The sequence below is a fragment of the Janthinobacterium sp. B9-8 genome, from assembly GCF_000969645.2.
GTDB lineage: Bacteria > Pseudomonadota > Gammaproteobacteria > Burkholderiales > Chitinibacteraceae > Iodobacter.
On the sequence record NZ_CP014222.1, the window covers coordinates 2,051,112 to 2,072,632 of the forward strand.

Consider the following 21,521-nt stretch of genomic DNA (forward strand, 5'->3'; position numbering starts at 1 on the left):
GGCAAGCCGATGAGTAAAACAATTCAATCAATAGAGCTTTACCAACCAAGCAATGGCACGGAAGGCGAGTTATTTATCAGTGATTGGTGTGCTAATTGTGAGCAAGATAAAGAACACAATTGCCCAATACTTGGCAAAACCATGCAATACAACATTGATGACCCAGAATATCCAAAGGAATGGGTAAAAACTCAAAGCGGGCCAAAATGCACTGTATTTATAGAAGTGGGCGGCTCAATTCCAATTATTGATACTAAAACATTGAGTCTATTTTAAAAATGCAACGCCGAATAATCCGCACCATATCTTGCCAGCGCCGCCGAATCCGCGCATGGCAGCAGATCAAGCAAGCCCGCAAGTAAGCGGGCTTTATTTTTGTGGAATCAAAATGCAGCTACACACAATCAGAAAGACAGAAATTTCACTGTCTGGCGATGAGCTGGACACAATGCGCGAAATTCTAAAACTGGCCCACGAACGGCTACGCAACGCGCCCTTGATTCAAATGAGTGGGTCACCACTTGAACGCCAAGCTGGCTTAGTTGGCCCTGATCTGTTTCGGGTTAAGACAATGCTTCAGCAGATGGGTGCGCATCTTGGCGCTCACCTCCCCTACGATTCTGAGCCAGACAACGAGCCGGAAGAATCTAGCTTCTTGATAACCCTCGTTAAAGCCTAAGGACAAATCCATGGGACTAAAAATGGCGAAAGCCACCGCGAAAGATTTGGATATAGCCCAAGAGCTGATCCTATTTTTAAATCGAGCCGACGAAGGTTTGCTTCCTCCTAAATCTGAAGGGGAAGAGTCGGAGGAATTTGATACGGAAAGCTACGACGATTTAGAGCGGTTCCATAAATTAACCATGGAATTTTTACGCATCCCATCCGCGCTTGAGCGTGTTGTATGGGGCATGCAGTGCATTCTTGATAGTGGCCTGCTCGATCCCGATTCAAATGTGCTTGATGTTCACCCTGAAATTATGGCCAACCAAACCGCAGCAGAAGAGCGAGGCGAGCTGCTGGCAGCATTGAAAGACATTCACTACGCGCTTAATTTCTCCCCTTCATGTCAGAAAGGTGCGACTCATATTCAGCGGTGCTGCTGCGCTAAATGTGCAAATGAAACAGCAGAAGCAGCAATTGCCAAAGCTCAAAAATCCAATCAAGCACCAGAAGCTGCCAAGGATAAATCATGATCTGGTTCAAAAACATCCAGCCATACCGCATCGCCGCCGATCACGCCCTGACTGCTGAATCAATCGCCGAAGCGCTGGCCAAGAAGCCCTTCTTCCCATGCGGCAGCCATGATTTGCACTCTCAAGGCTTCATCGCCCCTGCCCCACATCAGCCTGACCTAATCACCTACGTCTATCAAGACGCCGTGCTGGTTTGCCTACAGGTAGAAGAAAAGATCCTGCCCGCCGTGGTGGTCAAGCAAGAAGCCGAAGCGCGTATCAAGCAGATCGAAGCCGATGAAGGCCGCAAAGTTGGCCGGAAGGAAGCAAGGGATATTCGTGAGCTCGTCGCCGAAGAGCTGCGCCCGCGAGCATTTACCCGCATCACCACTCACCGCGTCCTGATCGATCTAAAGCTGGGCCTGATTCTGGTTGATAGCGCAGCGGCATCCAAGGCGGAAAGCCTATTGGTTCAACTACGTGAAGCCATGGGTAGCCTGCCAACGCGCCTGATCCAAACGCACACCACCCCGCAAACGGCCATGACTAGCTGGCTAGAAAGTGGATTGCCGGATGGCTTCGAGCTGGATAAAGACGGCGAACTGAAATTCCCTGGGGATGATGGCGCGGTGGCTCGCTTCCTACGTCAGGACTTGCACAGCGACGAAGTGAAGCAGCACTTAGCCACTGGCAAGCTAGCCACCAAGCTGGGCATGGCATGGAACGAGCGCATCGCATTTCAGCTCACTGAAAAGCTGGAAATCAAGCGCCTAAATATGCTGGATATTTTGCAGGACGAGCTGCGTGATCTGGACGTGGAAACGCAAGACGCGATGTTTGAATCCAGTGCAGCGCTGTTTATTGGCGAAATGCGCGAGTTTGTGCCGGCGGTGATTGAGGTGCTGGGTGGGGAGCTTTCAAGCTAACGGGGAAAATTGCGATGGAATGGACACCAACTGTAGGCCAGAAAGTTAGAGCGAAGATCTATATGGATAACGATCTAACGGACGAAGGAATGGGAATCCAGCGTTATGCCAATAAAGGCGACGAATTGATAATTCGACGCATTAATAGCGGCTACAAAACCTGTATCTCGGTATCGCACGAAAACATTACGGATCGGACTTTTGGCGTGTCCGTCGATGAAATTGAACCTGTATAGGAAAACTGAATTATGTCTTTGGCGATTCATATCACTATGCAGCCTGAGTTTAAAGCTGGCGATCAAGCCCCTGCTGGATTCCTTGCTTGGCACGAATGGGCCGAGGTACAGCACAAAGCAGGATTGCGACAGAAAGAATGCCCCGAGTGCGGTCGCTGGAAGTATCCGCAAGAACTGAGCAGCAAAGTTGTCTCTTGCTCGTTGAACAGTCGCAGTGGGGTGGTTAAATCAACAGCACTGTTATGCAATGACTGTGCGTCGAAAACGCCGTAAGTCAACCTGGAGGTAGATCATGAACCGAGCCCAGCGCCGTCAATCAGCCAAACCAGCGTCTCGCTTTGATAAAAACGCTGGGCTAATGGCATTCCATACCCGACTTAATCTCCACAATCGCACTCAAACAACCCAGGAAGATTTAGAAATCCTCATGATTGAGTATTACATGCGGCTAGAAGAGCTAACCAAAGGCAGGCTAAGCGGGGATGGTTTTATCCAGCTCGTCGAAGCCAACTTTTTCGGCTTCTGCCTCGCCGCTCGCTTGCACAAATTCAGTGCCAACGAAGAAACCGCCCAAGCATTCGAGCCCTCGCAAAAGGACTTTGAGGACGCGGCGGAAGGGCTGCAGCGTGTTGGCGAGCGATACCAAAAGCTAGCCAAATTCGGGGCTGATGCTGAGGGCATTAAAGCTATGCGTGAATCACTAAAGTGGGTTAAAGAACTAATCCAAGTCAGCACCCGCGACCATGTACAGCACGCGCTTATGCAAGCGGAAGTCATGACCAAGGACAAACTAAGGAGTTTATATGCGTCATCCGGCCGCCGTATTGCGTGACAACGTAGAGAATTCCAATGGCTCAATGATCGCGGGCCAAGGACTCAGCAATCCAAGGCGCAAATCGCCCACGACACGGCGCTAAGTAAACGGCGGATTGATCTACAGATGCGGCGAGAGATTGCCGCAGCCGAGCAAGATAGTTACAGCCCTCAGATGAGGGCTTTTTAATGGGGATCGAAATGAAGGCGTGCCGTAAGTGCAAGGAGACTAAGGCGCTGGCGGAGTTTAGCAAAGCCAAGGGAGGTAAGGGCGGGCTTCGCAGTCAATGCAGGGCTTGTGAAGCGGCTCGCGCAGCCAACTACTACGCCGATAACAAGGAGCGGGCGGCGGTTCGTTCGGCCAAGTGGCAGGCCAACAACAAGGAGTGGGTGGCGACTTACAACGCCAAGTGGCAGGCCAACAACAAGGAGTGGGTGGCGGTTCGCAAAGCTAAGTACCGCGCCGATAACGAAGAACAGATAGCGGCTTACCAAGCCAAGTGGCAGGCCAACGCAAGAAACACACTAACCGATAACTACATAAAGTCTCTTATCCGTCTTAGAGAAATCCCCCAAGAATTAATCGAATTAAAACGAATTCAAATTTTAATTAAACGGGAATTAAGAAAATGAATATCACCGAAATTCGTGACGACATGATTCAAGTTTATCAAGCACTTAGAAATGGCTCGATGAAGAAAACAGAAGCTGACGCTTTGGCTAACGTAGCAGGCAAGATGATTGCCAGTGCAAAACTACAGCTTGAGTATTCAGCCATGCGTGGCGAAAAGCCGCTCATTCCATTTATCGGGGATAGTTCACGGCCTGTAATTAATAATCCTGATCCAGCAAGTGGCTTAGAACTAAAGCCTGAGCCGAAGTAAACCACGGGGCTTTCTACATACCAGCTAGCCGATCAAACGGCAATGCGACAGACAAACAAATCCCGCTTAGTCGGGATTTTTTAATGGACAGCACAATGAAAGAGCGCCCTATTCTTTTCAACGCTGCAATGGTTAATGCCATTTTGGCGGGCAATAAAACACAGACGCGGCGGGTTGTGAAGCGCCAGCCGCCATCAGGCCATCAATGGCAAGGCTGGGTTCTGGATAGCACTTGCTCAGCGGATGTTGGCAGCGCAACTTGGGCCCGTGGTGATGGGCCATTAATGCAGGATGTAATTCGGGCGCACTGCCCGCTTGGCAAAGTTGGCGACCGGCTGTGGTTACGTGAAGCCTTTGGCGAGGTTTACGACTGGTGCGACCACCCTGAAATGCCGGGCTGCCCTACTGAACGCTGGCACCTTGACTGGAAGTATCGCGCTGATGGCGAGGTAAACCGCCAAGAGCTAGATGGCGCATTTACGGGTTGGAAACCAAGCATTCACATGCCGCGAGCAGCCAGCCGCATCACGCTAGAAATCACAGCAATTCGAGTTGAGCGCCTAAAGGATATTAGCGAGCAGGATGCTAGAGCGGAGGGATGCGAGGCAAGCGGATGGATGCCAAGTTATAGCAATCCAGATAATGCCGGATGCGATGAATCATTATCGGCTGCTGATAATTTTTGCGATTTATGGCAATCAATCTACGGCCCCGAAAGCTGGGGCACCAATCCTTGGGTATGGGTTATCGAATTTAAAAGGATCACGCCATGATCGGTCAAAAAGTAAAAGTGGTTTCCGACCACCCGCACCGCGCTGGCTTCATCGGCACGGTAACAAGCCGATGCCTTGGCAATCGCTGGCATGTTGAAGTCATGAAAGTGGATTTTAAGCGGCCCAAGACTGGCAATCTGGCAGTGGGCATTATTTTGAATGCGGATGAGTTTGAGGTATTGGCATGATTCGCGACCAATTCATCATGGATCTCCACGGCGAGCTCATCGTCGATAATTTTGCGGGCGGTGGCGGTGCATCCACTGGCATTGAAATGGCGCTCGGACGCTGCGTAGATATTGCGATCAATCACGATCCAGAAGCGCTTGCAATGCATTCGATCAATCACCCACAGACCGAGCACTTTTGCGAAAGCGTGTGGGATGTAAAGCCCGTTGAAATCACGAAGGGCCGCCCCGTTGGTTTGGCGTGGTTTAGCCCAGACTGCAAGCACTTCTCCAAAGCCAAAGGCAGCGCACCGCGTGAGAAGAAAATCAGGGGGCTTGCTTGGGCAGTATTGCGCTGGGCAGCTCAAGTTCGCCCCCGCGTCATCATGCTGGAAAACGTCGAAGAGTTTAAAACGTGGGGCCCGCTGCGCCCTGATGGCACGCCATGCCCTAAGAATAAGGGCCGCACGTTCAACAGCTTTATCAATGCGCTGAAATCACACGGCTACCAGGTAGAGCACCGCGAACTACGCGCCTGCGATTATGGCGCCCCAACAATCCGCAAGCGGCTATTTCTAATCGCTCGCCGTGACGGCCAGCCCATTGTCTGGCCAGCGCCTACGCACGGAGAACCAGAAAGTGCGGCAGTTAAAGCAAAGCTGTTGAAGCCATGGAAGACGGCTGCAGACTGCATTAATTGGTCTATTCCTTGCCCATCTATTTTTGAACGCCGGAAACCGTTGGCCGAAGCCACGCTGCGCCGAATTGCACGGGGTATTAAGCGTTATGTGATTGAGTCGGGCAAGCCATTCATTGTGAAATTCCAGCAAAACAGCATCGGCCAAGAATTGACCAGACCACTGGATACGGTCATGGCTGGGGCAACTAGATTTGGCCTTGTGTCGCCAATTATCACGGAATGTGCCAACAGCAGTAGCCCTAGGGCATGGTCAGCAGCCGAGCCTTTGCGTACCCAATGTGCCGAAGTAAAGGGCGGGCATTTTGCTGTCGCAGTCGCAAACCTAATCAAACACTACGGTGGCAACTACACCGGCGACGGGATTGATTTAGCTGACCCGCTACACACCGTAACCACCACCGATCACCACGCATTAGTAGCGTGTAATATGGTGCGGCAATTCGGCAATAGCGATGCAGCTGCAGCGGATGCACCGGTAGGCACAATCACAGCAGGCGGTGGCGGCAAAACGCAGCTGGTTACAAGCAGCCTTGTCAAATTGCGCGGCACAAACGTCGGGAGCGCCACAGACGAGCCACTGCACACAATCAGTGCCCAAGGCACGCACCATGCCGAAGTGCGGGCATTTCTAGTCAAGTATTACGGCAACGAAAAAGACGGTGTGAGCCTGCATGAACCGATGCACACCATCCCCTGCGTAGATCGCATGGGTCTAGTGACCGTCCATGGCGAAACCTATGCCATTTCAGACATCGGCATGCGCATGCTATCGCCAGCAGAGCTGTACCGCGCCCAAGGCTTCCCAGAGACATACAACTTTGCGCCCGTCATTAACGGCAAGCCTCTCACAAAGAAAGCCCAAGTACGCATGGCCGGCAACTCAGTCTGCCCACCACTGGCCGCTGCGCTGGTTAAAGCCAATCTGCCAGAGCTAGCCGTGTGGCAACCGAAAGAAAAGCGGCAGTTGTTGGCCGCATAACTCAAGGAACAATCATGCTAAAAAATGAAGAAATTAAGCGCATTTTTTTAGAAAATGGCTTTTCAGTCAAAGAGGGTGAGTCTGATTTAAAGCCTTACGTCTATCAAGCTGCGCGGGCATTGTTGGCTGGTGTTGAAGCTGAGCTGGCGGCACTACAGCAGGATGTAGCAAGGTATCGCTGGCTGCGTGATACGCCTGACGATGCATCGGATTTCTTAAATATTCGTGGTGACGATTTTGACCACGCAATTGACGCAGCCATGCAGGCAGAGCCACTTGCACAGCAACCATCCGGCAATTCCGAACAGTTGCCAGACTGGCCCGAGGATCGCGGCGAGCATCCGCAGCGTGGACTAGGGGCGAACCCATGACCCAGCCCGAATACATCCTAATCGACGGCAAGCTAATCAGGCTTGCCGATTTTATTCCGTATCAGGGGAATGATAGAAAATGATTAAATTAAGCGACACCCAAATAAAAATTTTAGGGCGCCAAAACTTTGCCTGCATGCGAATCGCACAGCTTTTAATTGCAGCAGGGATTTACGAAGATAAGGCAAAAAAGGCTGAATATGAGCAAGCCGTTTTCATTCATTGGGCCAGTGCATTATTTGATGAGTGCGGCGAAAAGTGGCTGGAAGTCGCAGAAACAAAACTGGACGAATTAAATGAAAAAATCAAAGCCAAGGCGGTGGAAAATGAGTAAAGCACTTGAGCTAGCAAAAATTCATTTAAAAACCGGCTGGCGCTCCTTTCAAATGGATTTAGCCGCACAAGAATTGCAACGGCTGGCCGCCATTGAGCAAGCAGAGGCAGTGAACATTGGCGCACTAGCCTTTGCTTTCCGCTTTGTATGCAAGAACCACATACCAAAAGACTTCCCGCAGCCGCTGGAACAGAGTGTCTTGGCAGCAACATTGCTGGAAGCTCTATGGCCCCATCTTTCTGATGATGGGCGCAAATCGCACCGCGCGGTCGTTGACGCAATGGTGGCAGGCAAATCCAATCCAATACCACAAAGTGGGGTAGCTAAATGATTAAGACGGAGAAATTTGAACTTGAACAGCGCTATGTAGTTCTTAAAATTACTGACGTTATCAAATACCTTCCCGCTGAAATGGTAAATAACTTAGATAGCATTTCCCGTCGCATAAGCAATGCCCGTAGAAAACATGACGGGAAGGCAGATTTATTGTCGATTGTGATTGAACATGACTGGCCTGAATATCCTTGGGTATTGGCAATGCTAAAGTCAAGATGCGAGGATAATAACGCTAGTCAATACGCGGTAACTCAAGTTGCCGAGTTAAGCCGCCTATCTGCCATCGAGCAAGCAGCAACGGCGCTGATTCAATGCAAAGGTCGCTATCACGCTGAGCTAAACACCAAGGCGCTGGCTGAGGCGCTGGGGATTGAGTTGCCTCAAGTCGACGACATCAATGTCGTCGACTTAAACCGCCCTTCCGCCATCGAGCTGCAGGACGCAGAAATCGGCATTCCTGAGCTGGTTACTGAGCTGATTAATCCAGCGCCTACAGAGCCGCTTACTCGCGATCAAGCGCTGGCGTGGCTGGTGGAGAATGTGAAGGTGTGGCCCACTATGCTTTGCACGTTAAATACCCCGTCTGGTTGGGAATGGGTAAAACATTTTGGAAGCGCCATTTCCATGTGGTCAGCCAATGACGCTGGAATATGTAAAGACGACTGGCTAGATGAAAGAATCAAAGACTTCCCGACAGATACCGCCCCCGCATCAAACAAGCCTAGCTTGGATGTTGGGTTGGAACTGATTAATCCATCATTAGCGAGTAACTCACAATGACGATATACGATCACACATGGCTTAAGGCTGAATGGGAGCGGATGGGAAAGCCAGAGCGGCAATACTTAGATCCAGACAGCCCATTATTAGGCTGGGAAGATGTGGTCACTCATGAAAATACATGGTTTGAAGATCTTGAATATCGCATCAAATCCAAGCCTTATATCAATTGGGATCATGTGAGCGATAAGTTTAATTGGATAGCCGAAGACGATGACGGTGAGGCTTGCCTATATCGCGGCGAGCCATCACGTGACAATTATTCATGGTTCTACCAGCTGTTTGAATTTCAAGACGTTGGTGTACACAAATCATTCACCCAAGGCACATGCGACTGGAAAGACTCGCTAGTGATGCGGCCAGTCGTAAGGCGCGAATAGCATGCCTTGCTACGTTGAGTACACCAAGCCACCTAGCCGCTCAGAATACGAGCAGTGGCAAAAGATAGGCTTTCTTGGTTCGTGGGATCGCTATTGCGAAATGAAGAGCCGTAGTTTCATCGAAAATTACACGATCTGCGGCGAACTTGGCCCTCACTGCAATCATTGTGCTAGGGTCGGTGATTATCTTTGCGACTTCCCTGTTGGCGAAAATAAAACCTGTGATGCCCCATTGTGTGAAACCCACGCCAAGGAAATCGGAGAGAACCTGCACTACTGCCCTGCCCATGCGCGTGAATGGCAGAAGTTCGTCGAGGCTGGCGGAGTAAAGCAAGCCCTAAGCAATGTCATTCCATTTAAGCGATGAATAAATCCAATCCACCACCAAGCCCTGCCATGCAGGGCTTTTTAGAGTCGATTAATCAAGCAAGGAACTTAGAATGGCAGCCGATCAGCTTGAAGTAGCAGCATTTACATTGTTCATATTCATTGTCGGTATGTTTGCCGGGCATCTTTTTAGTGAATACAGGAGCAACCACAAAATTTAACCCTTAGCCCTGCGATGCGGGGCTTTTTAATGCCAGCAGGAGCAAGACATGAGTAATATAGTGGTTCAGGCCGAATGGATGCTGATTCCTGCCTTTAGCGCCATAACCGGCTATACAGAAAAAGCAATTAGGCGAAAGATCGAAGATGGGGTTTGGCGGCAAGGGCAGCATTACTGCAAAGCCCCTGATGGTCGCTTAACAATGAATCTACAGGAATACTACAAATGGGTGCAGCAAACGGAGTAGAGCTCCGCGAGCGAAGTATACGAATACTGTTCTCGTACATGGGCAAACAGCGCAAAGAAACACTTTATTTTGATAATGCACCTCTCTCCCCTACGCCAGCAAACATCAAATACGCCCGAAGATTGGCAGCCGAGATTAGATTAAAAATCACGGCGGGCGTGTTTGATTACGCGACTTACTTTCCGCACTCTCCTCATGCAACATCGGGCAGTACAGCTCCTTTGCTATTTGACGTCATGGATAAGTGGCTGCAACTGCACGACGTTAAATCTTCAACAAAAAGCCAATACACAACACGCATAAATAGCTTCTGGAAGACGGGGCTAAAAAACATCCCAATTGACCTCATTCGCTATTCGGATATTTTAGAAGTGCTCAACAGCGGGTCATGGTCGAGCGGGAAAAGCCGGAATAATGAGCTATCGATGATCAAAGGCGTATTCACCTTTGCCGTGCGCGACAAAATAATCAAAGAAAACCCATGTGACGAAATTGAAAGGGCGGCTTATCAATCCCCGAGACCAGACCCTTTTGATTTAAGCGAAGTAAATAGCATCCTTCAATACATAGGCGAGCATCGCCCGGAACAAATATTAAACATCGTTCAATTTACTTTTTTTACCGGGTTGCGAACATCAGAAACTTTGGCTTTGCGCTGGGAAAGTATTGATTTTCAAAAACGGGAAGTACTCATTGAGGGCGGTAATGTTTATGACGAAGAAAGCGACTCAACAAAAACATTTGAATCGCGCATTGTCAAATTAACCAGCAAAGCATTAGAAGCGCTCAATAGACAAAAAGCTTTCACGTTTCTACAGGGGGCGCACATATTCCACGACCCAAAAACAAACCAGCCATGGGCCTATGCAAAGATTACGGACGTGCGCAACTTCTGGCAGATCACATTAAAAGCTTTAGGGATTCGTTACCGGCGACCATATAACATGCGCCATACATACGCCACTATCGGGCTAATGAGCGGTGCTAAGCCGGGCTTCTTGGCCAAGCAGCTAGGGCACAGCCAGCGCATGTTTTTTACTGTATACGCAAAGTGGATTAGCAGCGATGATGATGATCGCGAAATGGCAAAGCTGGAAGAGGAAATTAAGCGCTCTATGGCAGCCTAAAAAATACAGCTTATTGCTTCAGGGATAATCTCGGGGATAATTTAGGGGCTTTAAGGGGTTTATAGGGACGTAAAATAAGGCTTTGAAGCCCGTACATACCCCTACAAACCCCGTGCAATAGGTTAATAGCCTATCGGGGGTTCGAATCCCCCTCTCTCCGCCAAGAAGCCCAATGAAACCCTGACTTGTCAGGGTTTTTTTACGTCTATCGCCCCCCCAGATAAAACAAAACCCACACAAGGTGGGTTTTGTTAGCGCTCACTGCATCTGTCTTAACCCACGACTGGGATTTTGCCGATTTTGGCTTGCCAAATTTTGGGTGCGGTGGCGTGTACGGAGATGCCTTGCGAATCGACCGCTACGGTCACCGGCATATCCACCACGTCGAACTCGTAAATGGCCTCCATACCCAGATCAGCAAAGCCGACCACGCGACTAGCTTTGATGGCTTTGGAAACCAGATAGGCTGCGCCGCCTACGGCCATTAAATAAACGGACTTGTGCTTCTTAATCGCTTCCAGCCCCGCCGGGCCGCGCTCTGCCTTGCCAATCATGCCTAAGAGGCCCGTTTCGGCCAGCACTTGTTCGGTAAACTTATCCATACGCGTGGCGGTGGTCGGGCCTGCCGGGCCAACGATTTCATCCCGCACTGGATCTACCGGGCCAACGTAGTAGATAAAACGGCCAGTGAAATCAACCGGCAGTTTTTCGCCTTTATTCAGCATATCCACCATGCGCTTGTGCGCGGCATCGCGGCCGGTGAGCATTTTGCCGTTTAAGAGCAGCGTTTGGCCGGGCTTCCAGCTAGCAACGTCCTCACGGGTTACGGTGTTCAGATCAATGCGGATCGATTCTGCCGATGGTGTCCACGTTACATCGGGCCAGTCTTCCAGCTTCGGCGTTTCCAGTACGGCCGGGCCGCTACCATCCAAAGTGAAATGCACATGGCGGGTGGCGGCGCAGTTTGGAATCATAGCGATCGGCAAGCTGGCGGCGTGGGTTGGGTAGTCTTTGATTTTTACATCCAGCACGGTGGAGAGGCCACCCAAGCCCTGCGCGCCAATACCCAGCGCGTTTACTTTTTCGTATAGCTCAATACGCAGCTCTTCAGCTCGGGTTTGTGCACCGCGCTCGATTAGCTCATGGATGTCAATTTCTTCCATCAGCGCTTCTTTGGCCATCACCATGGCTTTTTCTGCCGTGCCACCAATCCCAATTCCCAGCATACCCGGCGGACACCAGCCTGCGCCCATCTGGGGCACCGTTTTGAGCACCCAATCCACAATCGAATCCGATGGATTGAGCATGGCGAATTTAGATTTATTTTCCGAGCCGCCGCCTTTGGCTGCGATATCGATTTCTACCGTATTGCCTTCCACGATCTCGTAATGGATCACAGCTGGCGTATTGTCTTTGGTATTTTGGCGCTTGCCCGCCGGGTCTTGCAAGATAGATGCACGCAGCTTGTTATCCGGGTGCAGATAAGCGCGGCGCACACCTTCGTTAATCATATCGGTAAGGCTCATCGTCGCATCGCGCCATTGCACATTCATGCCGACGCGCACAAAACAGGTGACGATGCCAGTATCTTGGCAAATGGGGCGGTGGCCTTCGGCACACATGCGGCTATTAGTCAGAATTTGCGCAATAGCGTCTTTTGCAGCGGGGGATTCTTCTTTTTCATAGGCCACGCCTAAAGCCTGGATGTAATCCTTAGGGTGGTAATAGCTGATGTATTGCAAACTATCACTAATGCTATCGATTAAGTCTTGCTGGCGTATTGTTGTCATCTTCTGGCTCCCAGTGGTTTTATAGGATGCCCCAATTGTAGCGCATGAGCGAGCTAGACAATATTGGCGCAAACAGCCAGCTCAACGTTTAGATCAATATCATCTAGTTGCAACAGAGTTCAATTACAATAGCTTTTATTACTCTTACACTACAGACCATACTATGCTTGATCGTCACTCTGGCGTTGCCCTCTGGCGACAAATTGAAGATTCACTGGCACGCGATATTAGCAATAAAATCCTGCGCGATCGCATGCCCAATGAAACCGAGCTGGCAACGCAGTTTGCCGTCAACCGCCATACTATCCGGCGCGCATTGCAAGCGCTTGAATCACGCGGCTTAGTCAGAATTGAGCAAGGCCGTGGCACCTTTGTGCAAGAAGAAATGATTGATTACCAGCTTGGCCGCCGCACACGTTTTTCGCATAGCTTACAAAAGCAACAATTAGCGGGGCAAAGCCGGGTGCTGCAAACGAAGACCGAGCCCGCCAATCAAGATATTTGTCTTCAACTTGGCATTGCCGCAGACAGCCATGTTTTGCATATCGAGGCGCTGGATATTGTGGATGATCGAGTGGTGGGCGTTTGCCACCAGTATTTCCCCCTGCCGCGCTTTCAGGGCTTTGAAGCTTTCTACTGTAGCCAACCCAACACCAATTTAGCGCTTAAAGCATTTGGAATTGACCTTTGCCAGCGCAAATCATCGCGAATCAGCGCTCGCCTGCCAGAAAGCGGCCAGGCACAACTATTATCGCAAACCAAATTTCAGCCGCTTCTTTGCGTAGAAAGCGTTTACAGTGATGCAGACAGCCAGATTATTGAATATGGCATTACCCATTTCACCGGCGATGCGGTGCAAATTTATTTAGAAGCAGAAACATTTTAAAGATATCCATGACACCCAAGCCCTTACGCCGATTTATTGCCCTTGGCCACACCTTAGGCTGGATGGAAGACGCCAGCCTACCGTTTTTGCAGGCCGCACTGGGGCCAGCTGCAATAGAGATTAGCGACAAAGCAATCTGTATCAACGCAAACCTCGATGCAAAAAAACTTGAAGCGCTGCTGGAACACGCCGCAATCAAGATGCGGGATGCAGGGTGGATTAGCGGCTGGCGTAAGGAGCGCTATACGGTATTTGCAAGCGATGCAGCGGGTAATTTAGATTTGGCCCAGCCGCTATTTGAGCTGGAACGCGCCGCCTTTCGCCGCTTTGGCCTCACCAGTCGCGCCGTACATATCAATGGGTATACAACTAAGGGTGAACTCTGGATTGCCCAGCGCGCCAGCAATAAAGCCATCGATCCTAATAAGCTCGATAACCTCGCCGCAGGCGGCATCTCGGCGGGTGAAAACGTCTGGGATTGTGTGATTAGAGAGCTGGCCGAGGAAGCGGGCATCCCCGCCCAGCTTGCGAGCCAAGCCGTCTCTAGCGGCAGCCTGCGCACCACACGCCCCGAGGCCGATGGCTGGCACGACGAAATCATCTACACCTACGATTTACAGCTACCCGATGATTTTGTGCCTAAAAATACCGACGGCGAAGTAGCAGGCTTTCAGCGCCATAGTTTTGAGCAAATCGAGGCGATTTTGCCAAGAATGACGCTAGATGCGACGGTGGTCACGCAGGCGTTTTTGGAACAACAAGCACGGCGTTAATCTACGTTAAGGTCTAAATCATCCAAAAGTGCCGATGGCGGCAGGAAGGCTTTCCAGAATGCCGCATCATATTTCCACCAAGCATGCCCACCCATAGGCACAATACCGCCGTTTACTTGGTAATAATAAGCGGGCTTTAATTCCATAGAAAACAAAGAAGCGGTAATTTCATTAGGGATAATAAAATCGGCAGACAAAGCCCCCATATAAGAAAAAAACAAATCCTCACTAGATCCCGTTTTTAAAAATACAGCAATGGCATCTGGGAATTCACTTAATAAAGCAATACATTTATGTGTTCTGCGCAGGCTTAAGCCCCCGTTCCCCACATAGACCTTAATCACCTTACCAAACTCGCCCTCAAACCGGCCAAGATTCACAAATAACTCATTACCATCCGGCCAAGGCGCACCAATATAATCGAAAGGCTTTCTCATCCATATATCTAAATCATCACGTAAAACGATGGCATCTGTTTGTAAGATTAAAATAAAATCAAAGTTTGCAAAGCGCTCATAAAAAGAGCTACTAAGTAGCAATCGATTATAAGCAGCAATGCTGGCAAAGCAATCATCTGTAAAAAAAACAAAACCAAGCAAAGGGTATCGAGCGCGATAATAATCACAGACAAGAGAATTTGGGGCAATAAAAAAAGCTTGCCTGTTTGCTAAAGAGCGTAAAGAAACATCTAAAGAATATTCTTCAATAGCAGACAAGCTACTTTTATAAAGTGGGATCAAAACAATTAATGGATCGCTCATTAAATCATCCTAATGATTAATCGTGCCAGGAAAATAAATATCCAGCGTTTCGGCAGCAAAGCTCAGCATTTGCCGTACACTATAATCGCCATGAAACTGCTTAAGCGCTAATTGATGACGAGCCAAACGCCCCTCTTCTCCCCCTTTTTTAAATAAAGTATTGGCACGGGCCACAACCGCCTGAGGATCAATAATATCGGCGGGGGAATAAAACACAATATGCTCGCGTGGAATTAAAGCAACTGGCGGCAAGAATTGCAATGAGGCCGGCACAATTGGAATACCGCCAGTAATCAGCGCATCAAAAATACGGATCGGCACATCATTTAATACCGGTGCAATCCAGTGCGCGGTATGTGCTGTCCATTCTTTTAGGCGATCAAGCGGGCCGCGCTCGTGAAATGAATGGCTGCTAAAACCAATGGAAGGATAATGCTTATTTAATGTGGATATCATCTGAATTCTAAAACTAAACTGCGCATAAGGAATATGCATACCCAGCGGAGCTTCTGATCTATCTGCGCTTAGAATATAAGATAAATTTTCTTTTAAAAAAACACTAGACCATTGCACCGATGAGCAATACACAGGGCCGGCGATCAGCCAGTTATAACGGCTTAATAAATATAAATTCTCATGATGAGCTGGTGCATAAATATCGGTATGCGCAGCTAAAAAAGTGCTGACATCCAGCCAATGATGGTTATCCCAATCCCATGCAATAAAGCAACTACTTGTGCATGTTTCAAAAAAACTCGCATACGCCGCCTTAAGCGCTGGGGTACCTACATCATTATTATTAATAATGACAATACAACCCGCCAACTGCGCCTGTTTGGCTGCAAAGGATAGTGCATCTGCTGCAATAAAAAAATCTTTAGGCAGAATATTCACTTTTAGCCCATCAATCGCGCATGAAAATCCGGCTAAATTAGCACTTAAATAAATCTGATTAAAGCCACTCTGAGCAAAGCTAGCCTTAATTTGGCTAATCCGTGCCGCTTTAGCGGCCGCCAAATAAAAAAAGCTATCGCTCTGCGCAAAGCGCATATATTCACTGACCTGCTGGGCAGGTAAATCAGGATTAGCGATGCCAGCAAATAATTGCGCAATTGGGTTCAATTTTTAGCCTTTTAAGTTATAAATGATTACACAAAAGCGCCCCAGCGTCCTTATACCTCCTCGCCGTATTACACACACTGTCTGCGTCGGTACGCCTTGCTAGAAAACTTTTGCATAAGTACTTATCATCAATAAATTTTTGCATCGTTATCGGCGATTTCTTTCTTAAAATAAGCAATGGTTTCTTTTAAGCCATCTTCTAATGAAACCTGCGGCACCCAATCTAATTTTTCTTTAACCAAATCAATATCAGGCTTACGCTGACGTGGATCATCTGTAGGCAGAGGCTTATAAATTAATTTAGATTTTGAATGCGTAAGGCGTAATACCGTTTCGGCCAGGGCCAACATGGTAAATTCGCTAGGATTACCCACATTCACTGGCCCCGTAAAATCAGCAGGCCCTTCCATCATGCGCAGCATGGCTTCAATTAAATCATCCACATAACAAAAGCTACGTGTTTGCTGCCCATCGCCAAAAATCGTAATATCTTCGCCCTTTAATGCTTGAACAATAAAATTGCTCACTACCCGCCCATCATTCGGATGCATTCTTGGGCCATAGGTATTAAAAATACGAATCACTTTAATATCTAGCTTATGCTGGCGGTGATAATCAAAAAATAAAGTTTCTGCACAGCGTTTTCCTTCGTCATAACAGCTACGAATACCAATTGGATTAACTCTGCCCCAATAGGCTTCTGGCTGAGGATGGACTTCCGGGTCGCCATATACTTCGCTAGTGGAGGCTTGCAAAATACGCGCTTTCACTCTTTTAGCCAGCCCCAGCATATTAATTGCACCATGCACGCTGGTTTTAGTGGTTTGCACCGGATCACGCTGATAATGCACCGGGCTGGCAGGGCAAGCTAAATTAAAAATCTGATTCACTTCCACATAAAGAGGGAAAGTCACATCATGACGCATCATTTCAAAATGAGGGTGGGTAAATAAATGGGCAACATTTCTTTTGCTACCCGTATAAAAATTATCTACGCACAGCACATCATCACCACGGGCAATTAATCGATCACATAGGTGAGATCCTAAAAAACCTGCGCCACCCGTTACTAATACTTTATTCATAACCAGCCCCTATTTAGCGATTTATTTGATGCACGATTAGCCCGCGCTTTGCCCATTTAAATAGGGATTGGTATCTGTTCTTAAAAAACGCCAGCCGGGGTTTTGCACGGCAAGTAAATCAAATAGCTCTGCAGCCACCGTGTTTTTAAAAAATACTGCCTGCACATAATTGGGCTTTACCATGCCCTGGCTCACGGCCAGATCGGCTTCAGCGGTTTTTGCCTGTGTTTCCTCCCAGATACGATCACCTTCTGTGCAAAAAGCAAATTCACAATCAGGAATATAAACATCCACCATATGCTTAGTCGCTATCCCTCTGATATTTAAGCCATAGGCAATTTTCTCTAGCTCTCGGCTTGAGTATTGATAAACATAATTGCCTACAGATTCATAATGTGGGCTGGTTGCATCTGAGCGGCTAGGGAAATCAAGCCAGGGGTCTTGCGGCTCAATAATAACGATGCCATAGCGAGCTACGCGAAAGAACTCATAAATAGCCGCATAGGGGCGGCTCATATGGTGTAACGCTTCTTTGCATAAAACAAAATCAAATGAATCATCTGCAAAACTTAAAGCTTCTGCATTTTCTATACAGAAATCAGCAATATGCCCTGCGGCCTTGGTTTGCTTTAAAACGGTATCGTCTAAATCACTGGCCATGACTTCACGAAAACCTGCTTGCAATAAACGCCAAGCATCGGTGCCCGCACCATCCCCTACCGTAAGCCAAGAATGGTTCTTTAAACTGGCTAATACTTCTAGCACAGGAGAAAGCAAGCGTGTATGCCGCCAATAATTCACCGTGCCGGGTGTCCACCACGAGTCATACAGGGTGCGATGATGTGAATCAGCCATAAACTCAGACCAATGTTTTTCATGAATTTCATTCATCGACATCGTTATGGGCGCCTTATATGGTTTATTGCTTTTTTTCTAAAACAAATAAAATGCCACTATGCCCAAAGTCTTTTCTACCTGGGTAGCGTGCTTGCAATTGTGTTTTAACCTGCTCAGGCACAACGATTTCAAAAATAGGCTGGGCTTGCTGTATAACAAAGCCGCTGCGTTCAACCATTTCAATATAATCATCAAGGAAAAAACGATTGATATGCGGGGAGTTATAAACAAAATATACAATTTCTTTTGCTGTTTCCTGATCCATTTTAGAGCAAAGCAGATCATACAATTCTATGGGCCTAAACAGTAAATGTCCCCAAGGGGGAACAGGCGAGTTGCCAAAACTCCAATGCTCCCCTGCTGCATCCACAACTTCAGGTAAATGATGGCCATTATAAGAAGACCAGATGGGGGCAAACATTGAAAATAATTTTCCGCCTGGTGCCAAGGCCAACTTCATTTTTTCTAATGCCAACGGCAAACGGGCAATATGCTCAAATGCCGCGATAGAGAATATCAAATCAAACTGGGATTCCATTGCTGCGGGTAAATCTTCGATATGCCCATAGAAAATATTATAGGGTTTATTTAAAAGATGCGGCTCAGCCTGAGCAAGTAATACTTTTTCATTATTTTCTACTGGAGGAGTGCCTAAAACATAACCTGTGCTTAATGTTTCCGCCCAGTAATCCAGCTCCTCAAGCGCAGTCCATTGCGCGGCCCCAAGCTCTTCTAATACTAGCCTTGGAGGCAAACTTCCTCCAACTTCTAATACTCGTTTACCTTTAAATCCAATGATTTCTTGAGCAAAGGCAGCATAATTTATATGATAGCTGAGTCCAAACTCTTCTTGTAAGGCCTTCGTTTTTTCTGCATCCATACAGCCCCCTTAAAAAGATGAGTCTTATTTAAAGATCACAAATACGAATAAACATCCAAGCAATCCCAGCTATATTTATGCCCCCATTAACACATAGAAAACATTAATAATTATTGACTTGGCAGCTCTACTTTTTGTAAAACAGTGAGCAAATGTGGGCCGCGCCATTCCTGTAATTTAATTTCAAATGCGCCATTAAACCCATAACCTGCGGCCCAGCGATTTACATTATCAAAATAGGCTTGAAATGTTTGATCGGTAATAATATTAACGTGGGTTGGATCGCGAAAAGCTTCGGGGTGAGGATAGGCAGGGGTAAACGATAAAAACTGCCCGCCTACTTTAAGCACCCGATAAATCTCGTTCATTAATTCAACAAAGGCATTTCTGCGATGTGGCGCGTAAATAATTCGGGGGATATGTTCTAAAAAATCATGCGCGGTTACGTATTCAAAATAATCGCTTTCAAAGGGAATAGGCTCAATCACCAGATCTGCGCGTTTTATATTGGCATCTAAATCCTCCCTCACATCAATTCCGAATAATTCATCGGCATTAAATGGATTTTTGGGTGCAGGCCCGCAGCCCAGATCTAAACTTCGTGTCATATTCTCCCCTTTGCTTGCGCGTATTCTTTCACTATAGGATCTGCATGGGCTGATGTCATTTAATTGACAGCCCTAGTTCATCATTAAATGCGCCAAGCTCTTGAGTCCTCCACATCGAGATGTAAGCACTCTCCAGATTAAGGCAAAGCCTTTCAGTATCAAACAAAGCAAAGCTGGCTTTGTTGGCCCTAATTCGGGCTTTAAAGGCAGCCAATCGTGCAGGCTCAGTTGCCAATTGCAGCGCCAGCGCCTCATATGCAGCTAAAGAATCGGTAATCAGCTCTGGCACGCCCATGGCATTGAGCACGCTGCCCGCTACTCGAGATGGGAAGGAATTCCCCATATAAGTTACCACAGGCAGGCCAGCCATCAGCGCATCGGCGGCGGTAGTGTGGGCATTGTAAGGATGAGTATCTAAAAAGAGATCTGCCTGCCGGTAGCGTGCCAGATGGTCTTCTACCAGCGGCACCCGGCTGGCAAACACCAGCCGATCAGGATTCACACCTCTTGCCTCAGCTTCTTTACGTAAATTACGTTGTGATGCGTCGCCACGCGACATCAGCCATAGCACGCTGCCCGGCACTTGTGTAAGCAGCCGCATCCACACATCAAATACGGTGGGCGATATTTTGTAATCGTGGCTAAAAGAGCAAAACACAATGCCGCTATCAGGCAAGCCGCACTCACTGCGTGTGGGGGTACGATCAGAAATTTGCACGCTACTATCAGTAGGCAGATAAGTATCTGGCAGGTAAACCACTTTTTCGGTGTAATACTGCTGCTGCTCGGGCGGAATGATATAGCGATCGGCAATAATATAATCAATATAATCAGCGCCCATTGTGCCGGGGTAGCCTAGGTAATTCACTTGAATAGGGGCAGGCCTAAAGGCCAGAATATCGCTGCGGGTATCCGACGTATAGCCACCTAAATCAACGATGATGTCAACTTCCATATCGCGCAGCATTTGCGCTACTTGCTCCGAACCCATATCCCGCACATCAATAAATTGATCAAATGCTTTAATCATCCGCGCGCGTAAGCGGCTTTCATCATCAATACCCAACGAAATCGCAATCGTTTCAAAACGGGATTGATCATGATGCTCAAATACACCCGCCATTAAATGGCCAACAGGGTGCTCACGCAAATCGGGGGATAGATAAGCCAATTTAATTTTTTTATGCCGATATCGCTCACCCAGCCACAGTGATTTAGCGTTTTTAGGGCAGTATTGATCGGCAAATATTTTAGCTGCCAATAAATGATCGGCCGCATTATCAGAGGCCGACATAAAGGCCAGCGATTTACAAGTGCGCTCGCCTTTTCTGATTCCCTCAACAATGCGCTGGGTCATCACATCAAAGTCTGTCCAGTCGCAAATATGCATGCGCTCGTAAAACAATAAGCCCAAACCATAGTTATACGTAGGATCAAGTTGAATAAGCCGCTCAAAAATAGCAATGGCCTGCTCGCTCTGCTTGAATTCGGTTAGCAAAATACCGCTATTGCCTAAGGCTGCCACGTGATCTGGATTAATTCTTAATATCTGCTGAAATCTTTCCAGCGCTTCCAAATGCCGGTACATGCTTCTGAGTAATACACCGCTATTCAGTAATACACTGACATCATCAGGCTGCATCTCTAAAGCAAGATCAAAGCTTTTTAATGCATCCTCCCTATTACCCATACTTTGTAAGACAGAGCCATATAAATACCTGAGCGGTGCAAATTTTGGGGCCGCAGCGATTCCGCGCCCGCTTAATTGCAATGCCAGCGGCTGATCGCCCGAATTAAGCGCAATTAAACCCAGAGAATAAAGCGCAGCGGCATTGTTTGGATCTTCATCGAGAATCTCAATAAATAACTTGCCTGCAGCGGCTATCTCACCTTGATTTTGTAATTCAATCGCATGGATCAATTTATCAGCAACAGGCATTTTTA

The 21,521-nt window shown here is 48.1% G+C and carries 29 protein-coding genes; 21 read left to right on the forward strand and 8 right to left on the reverse strand.

Going from position 1 to position 21,521, the window contains the following annotated elements:
- Positions 1-9: 9 nt before the first annotated feature.
- The 19 genes from VN23_RS09225 to VN23_RS09320 all read left to right on the forward strand — a co-directional run bounded on the left by VN23_RS09225 (position 10) and on the right by VN23_RS09320 (position 10,775).
- On the forward strand, positions 10-276 hold the full coding sequence (locus VN23_RS09225) for a hypothetical protein (RefSeq protein ID WP_046352688.1): 267 nt from the start codon (positions 10-12) through the stop codon (positions 274-276).
- Positions 277-331: 55 nt separating this feature from the next.
- Positions 332-679: a hypothetical protein gene (locus VN23_RS09230; protein ID WP_046352687.1), complete on the forward strand. Its 348-nt coding sequence runs from the start codon at positions 332-334 to the stop codon at positions 677-679.
- A 22-nt stretch (positions 680-701) separates the two neighbouring features.
- Positions 702-1,196: a hypothetical protein gene (locus tag VN23_RS09235; protein WP_197433073.1), complete on the forward strand. Its 495-nt coding sequence runs from the start codon at positions 702-704 to the stop codon at positions 1,194-1,196.
- The gene (locus tag VN23_RS09240; RefSeq protein WP_052746677.1) at positions 1,193-2,101 is read left to right on the forward strand and encodes a recombination-associated protein RdgC; all 909 of its coding nucleotides are present in this window, start codon (positions 1,193-1,195) and stop codon (positions 2,099-2,101) included. Before VN23_RS09235 ends, VN23_RS09240 begins: the two co-directional genes overlap by 4 nt.
- A 14-nt stretch (positions 2,102-2,115) precedes the next feature.
- Positions 2,116-2,337: a hypothetical protein gene (locus VN23_RS09245; protein WP_046352685.1), complete on the forward strand. Its 222-nt coding sequence runs from the start codon at positions 2,116-2,118 to the stop codon at positions 2,335-2,337.
- A 292-nt stretch (positions 2,338-2,629) separates the two neighbouring features.
- The gene (locus tag VN23_RS09255; RefSeq protein WP_046352684.1) at positions 2,630-3,169 is read left to right on the forward strand and encodes a hypothetical protein; all 540 of its coding nucleotides are present in this window, start codon (positions 2,630-2,632) and stop codon (positions 3,167-3,169) included.
- 170 nt (positions 3,170-3,339) lie between these two features.
- Positions 3,340-3,783: a hypothetical protein gene (locus VN23_RS09260; protein ID WP_156455168.1), complete on the forward strand. Its 444-nt coding sequence runs from the start codon at positions 3,340-3,342 to the stop codon at positions 3,781-3,783.
- Complete coding sequence (locus VN23_RS09265; RefSeq protein ID WP_046352682.1) at positions 3,780-4,034, forward strand: hypothetical protein; 255 nt, start codon at positions 3,780-3,782, stop codon at positions 4,032-4,034. Before VN23_RS09260 ends, VN23_RS09265 begins: the two co-directional genes overlap by 4 nt.
- Positions 4,035-4,117: 83 nt before the next feature.
- Positions 4,118-4,807 (forward strand): hypothetical protein, encoded by a 690-nt coding sequence (locus tag VN23_RS09270; protein ID WP_231743380.1) that lies wholly within the window; start codon positions 4,118-4,120, stop codon positions 4,805-4,807.
- Positions 4,804-4,995: a hypothetical protein gene (locus tag VN23_RS09275; protein ID WP_046352680.1), complete on the forward strand. Its 192-nt coding sequence runs from the start codon at positions 4,804-4,806 to the stop codon at positions 4,993-4,995. The genes VN23_RS09270 and VN23_RS09275 overlap by 4 nt, the downstream gene beginning before the upstream one ends.
- Positions 4,992-6,653, forward strand: a complete 1,662-nt coding sequence (locus VN23_RS09280) for a DNA cytosine methyltransferase (protein ID WP_062654866.1) — start codon at positions 4,992-4,994, stop codon at positions 6,651-6,653. The genes VN23_RS09275 and VN23_RS09280 overlap by 4 nt, the downstream gene beginning before the upstream one ends.
- Positions 6,654-6,667: 14 nt before the next feature.
- Complete coding sequence (locus tag VN23_RS09285; protein ID WP_046352679.1) at positions 6,668-7,024, forward strand: hypothetical protein; 357 nt, start codon at positions 6,668-6,670, stop codon at positions 7,022-7,024.
- Between the two features lie 79 nt (positions 7,025-7,103).
- The gene (locus VN23_RS09290; protein WP_046352678.1) at positions 7,104-7,358 is read left to right on the forward strand and encodes a hypothetical protein; all 255 of its coding nucleotides are present in this window, start codon (positions 7,104-7,106) and stop codon (positions 7,356-7,358) included.
- Positions 7,351-7,689 carry a hypothetical protein gene (locus VN23_RS09295; RefSeq protein ID WP_046352677.1) on the forward strand — a complete coding sequence of 113 codons (339 nt, stop codon included), beginning with the start codon at positions 7,351-7,353 and terminating at the stop codon, positions 7,687-7,689. Before VN23_RS09290 ends, VN23_RS09295 begins: the two co-directional genes overlap by 8 nt.
- Positions 7,686-8,474, forward strand: coding sequence for a hypothetical protein (locus tag VN23_RS09300; RefSeq protein ID WP_052746676.1), 789 nt, complete (start codon positions 7,686-7,688; stop codon positions 8,472-8,474). Before VN23_RS09295 ends, VN23_RS09300 begins: the two co-directional genes overlap by 4 nt.
- On the forward strand, positions 8,471-8,854 hold the full coding sequence (locus VN23_RS09305) for a hypothetical protein (RefSeq protein WP_046352676.1): 384 nt from the start codon (positions 8,471-8,473) through the stop codon (positions 8,852-8,854). Before VN23_RS09300 ends, VN23_RS09305 begins: the two co-directional genes overlap by 4 nt.
- A 1-nt stretch (position 8,855) precedes the next feature.
- Complete coding sequence (locus tag VN23_RS21485; protein WP_046352675.1) at positions 8,856-9,221, forward strand: hypothetical protein; 366 nt, start codon at positions 8,856-8,858, stop codon at positions 9,219-9,221.
- A gap of 229 nt (positions 9,222-9,450) precedes the next feature.
- A complete protein-coding gene (locus tag VN23_RS09315) occupies positions 9,451-9,648 on the forward strand; it encodes an excisionase (protein WP_046352674.1) in 198 nt (65 codons plus the stop codon).
- On the forward strand, positions 9,627-10,775 hold the full coding sequence (locus tag VN23_RS09320) for a site-specific integrase (RefSeq protein ID WP_046352673.1): 1,149 nt from the start codon (positions 9,627-9,629) through the stop codon (positions 10,773-10,775). Before VN23_RS09315 ends, VN23_RS09320 begins: the two co-directional genes overlap by 22 nt.
- A 272-nt stretch (positions 10,776-11,047) precedes the next feature.
- Here the strand turns inward: VN23_RS09320 and VN23_RS09325 are convergent, their stop codons facing one another.
- A complete protein-coding gene (locus VN23_RS09325; RefSeq protein WP_046352672.1) occupies positions 11,048-12,565 on the reverse strand; it encodes a fumarate hydratase in 1,518 nt (505 codons plus the stop codon).
- 163 nt (positions 12,566-12,728) lie between these two features.
- Between VN23_RS09325 and phnF the strand changes: the two genes are divergently transcribed.
- On the forward strand, positions 12,729-13,451 hold the full coding sequence (gene phnF, locus VN23_RS09330; protein ID WP_046352671.1) for a phosphonate metabolism transcriptional regulator PhnF: 723 nt from the start codon (positions 12,729-12,731) through the stop codon (positions 13,449-13,451).
- 8 nt (positions 13,452-13,459) lie between these two features.
- Positions 13,460-14,224: an NUDIX hydrolase gene (locus VN23_RS09335; RefSeq protein ID WP_052746673.1), complete on the forward strand. Its 765-nt coding sequence runs from the start codon at positions 13,460-13,462 to the stop codon at positions 14,222-14,224.
- Here the strand turns inward: VN23_RS09335 and VN23_RS09340 are convergent.
- From VN23_RS09340 to VN23_RS09370, 7 genes are all read right to left on the reverse strand, one after another.
- Entirely contained in the window at positions 14,221-14,985 is a 765-nt protein-coding gene (locus VN23_RS09340; RefSeq protein WP_046352669.1) for a DUF5672 family protein, read from the reverse strand. The two genes, VN23_RS09335 and VN23_RS09340, sit on opposite strands and share 4 nt — an antisense overlap.
- A gap of 9 nt (positions 14,986-14,994) precedes the next feature.
- Entirely contained in the window at positions 14,995-16,107 is a 1,113-nt protein-coding gene (locus tag VN23_RS09345; RefSeq protein ID WP_052746672.1) for a hypothetical protein, read from the reverse strand.
- A gap of 128 nt (positions 16,108-16,235) precedes the next feature.
- A complete protein-coding gene (locus VN23_RS09350) occupies positions 16,236-17,192 on the reverse strand; it encodes a UDP-glucuronic acid decarboxylase family protein (RefSeq protein WP_046352668.1) in 957 nt (318 codons plus the stop codon).
- A gap of 36 nt (positions 17,193-17,228) precedes the next feature.
- Complete coding sequence (locus tag VN23_RS09355; RefSeq protein ID WP_052746671.1) at positions 17,229-18,089, reverse strand: class I SAM-dependent methyltransferase; 861 nt, start codon at positions 18,087-18,089, stop codon at positions 17,229-17,231.
- Positions 18,090-18,111: 22 nt separating this feature from the next.
- Positions 18,112-18,969, reverse strand: a complete 858-nt coding sequence (locus VN23_RS09360) for a class I SAM-dependent methyltransferase (protein ID WP_046352667.1) — start codon at positions 18,967-18,969, stop codon at positions 18,112-18,114.
- Positions 18,970-19,079: 110 nt separating this feature from the next.
- Entirely contained in the window at positions 19,080-19,577 is a 498-nt protein-coding gene (locus VN23_RS09365) for a methyltransferase domain-containing protein (RefSeq protein ID WP_046352666.1), read from the reverse strand.
- A gap of 55 nt (positions 19,578-19,632) precedes the next feature.
- Positions 19,633-21,516: an O-linked N-acetylglucosamine transferase, SPINDLY family protein gene (locus tag VN23_RS09370; RefSeq protein ID WP_046352665.1), complete on the reverse strand. Its 1,884-nt coding sequence runs from the start codon at positions 21,514-21,516 to the stop codon at positions 19,633-19,635.
- Positions 21,517-21,521 lie beyond the last annotated feature (5 nt).

Bases quoted from the DNA above. Each gene is read 5' to 3' on its own strand.
- VN23_RS09260 (WP_156455168.1), top strand. From the start codon at position 3,340: ATGGGGATCGAAATGAAGGCGTGCCGTAAGTGCAAGGAGACTAAGGCG.
- VN23_RS09290 (WP_046352678.1), top strand. From the start codon at position 7,104: ATGATTAAATTAAGCGACACCCAAATAAAAATTTTAGGGCGCCAAAAC.
- VN23_RS21485 (WP_046352675.1), top strand. From the start codon at position 8,856: ATGCCTTGCTACGTTGAGTACACCAAGCCACCTAGCCGCTCAGAATAC.
- VN23_RS09270 (WP_231743380.1), top strand. From the start codon at position 4,118: ATGGACAGCACAATGAAAGAGCGCCCTATTCTTTTCAACGCTGCAATG.
- VN23_RS09275 (WP_046352680.1), top strand. From the start codon at position 4,804: ATGATCGGTCAAAAAGTAAAAGTGGTTTCCGACCACCCGCACCGCGCT.
- VN23_RS09325 (WP_046352672.1), bottom strand. From the start codon at position 12,565: ATGACAACAATACGCCAGCAAGACTTAATCGATAGCATTAGTGATAGT.
- VN23_RS09295 (WP_046352677.1), top strand. From the start codon at position 7,351: ATGAGTAAAGCACTTGAGCTAGCAAAAATTCATTTAAAAACCGGCTGG.
- VN23_RS09285 (WP_046352679.1), top strand. From the start codon at position 6,668: ATGCTAAAAAATGAAGAAATTAAGCGCATTTTTTTAGAAAATGGCTTT.
- VN23_RS09265 (WP_046352682.1), top strand. From the start codon at position 3,780: ATGAATATCACCGAAATTCGTGACGACATGATTCAAGTTTATCAAGCA.
- VN23_RS09235 (WP_197433073.1), top strand. From the start codon at position 702: ATGGCGAAAGCCACCGCGAAAGATTTGGATATAGCCCAAGAGCTGATC.
- VN23_RS09230 (WP_046352687.1), top strand. From the start codon at position 332: ATGGCAGCAGATCAAGCAAGCCCGCAAGTAAGCGGGCTTTATTTTTGT.
- VN23_RS09370 (WP_046352665.1), bottom strand. From the start codon at position 21,516: ATGCCTGTTGCTGATAAATTGATCCATGCGATTGAATTACAAAATCAA.
- VN23_RS09355 (WP_052746671.1), bottom strand. From the start codon at position 18,089: ATGTCGATGAATGAAATTCATGAAAAACATTGGTCTGAGTTTATGGCT.
- VN23_RS09315 (WP_046352674.1), top strand. From the start codon at position 9,451: ATGAGTAATATAGTGGTTCAGGCCGAATGGATGCTGATTCCTGCCTTT.
- VN23_RS09300 (WP_052746676.1), top strand. From the start codon at position 7,686: ATGATTAAGACGGAGAAATTTGAACTTGAACAGCGCTATGTAGTTCTT.
- VN23_RS09350 (WP_046352668.1), bottom strand. From the start codon at position 17,192: ATGAATAAAGTATTAGTAACGGGTGGCGCAGGTTTTTTAGGATCTCAC.
- VN23_RS09240 (WP_052746677.1), top strand. From the start codon at position 1,193: ATGATCTGGTTCAAAAACATCCAGCCATACCGCATCGCCGCCGATCAC.
- phnF (WP_046352671.1), top strand. From the start codon at position 12,729: ATGCTTGATCGTCACTCTGGCGTTGCCCTCTGGCGACAAATTGAAGAT.
- VN23_RS09340 (WP_046352669.1), bottom strand. From the start codon at position 14,985: ATGAGCGATCCATTAATTGTTTTGATCCCACTTTATAAAAGTAGCTTG.
- VN23_RS09320 (WP_046352673.1), top strand. From the start codon at position 9,627: ATGGGTGCAGCAAACGGAGTAGAGCTCCGCGAGCGAAGTATACGAATA.
- VN23_RS09365 (WP_046352666.1), bottom strand. From the start codon at position 19,577: ATGACACGAAGTTTAGATCTGGGCTGCGGGCCTGCACCCAAAAATCCA.
- VN23_RS09305 (WP_046352676.1), top strand. From the start codon at position 8,471: ATGACGATATACGATCACACATGGCTTAAGGCTGAATGGGAGCGGATG.
- VN23_RS09335 (WP_052746673.1), top strand. From the start codon at position 13,460: ATGACACCCAAGCCCTTACGCCGATTTATTGCCCTTGGCCACACCTTA.
- VN23_RS09360 (WP_046352667.1), bottom strand. From the start codon at position 18,969: ATGGATGCAGAAAAAACGAAGGCCTTACAAGAAGAGTTTGGACTCAGC.
- VN23_RS09255 (WP_046352684.1), top strand. From the start codon at position 2,630: ATGAACCGAGCCCAGCGCCGTCAATCAGCCAAACCAGCGTCTCGCTTT.
- VN23_RS09280 (WP_062654866.1), top strand. From the start codon at position 4,992: ATGATTCGCGACCAATTCATCATGGATCTCCACGGCGAGCTCATCGTC.
- VN23_RS09225 (WP_046352688.1), top strand. From the start codon at position 10: ATGAGTAAAACAATTCAATCAATAGAGCTTTACCAACCAAGCAATGGC.
- VN23_RS09245 (WP_046352685.1), top strand. From the start codon at position 2,116: ATGGAATGGACACCAACTGTAGGCCAGAAAGTTAGAGCGAAGATCTAT.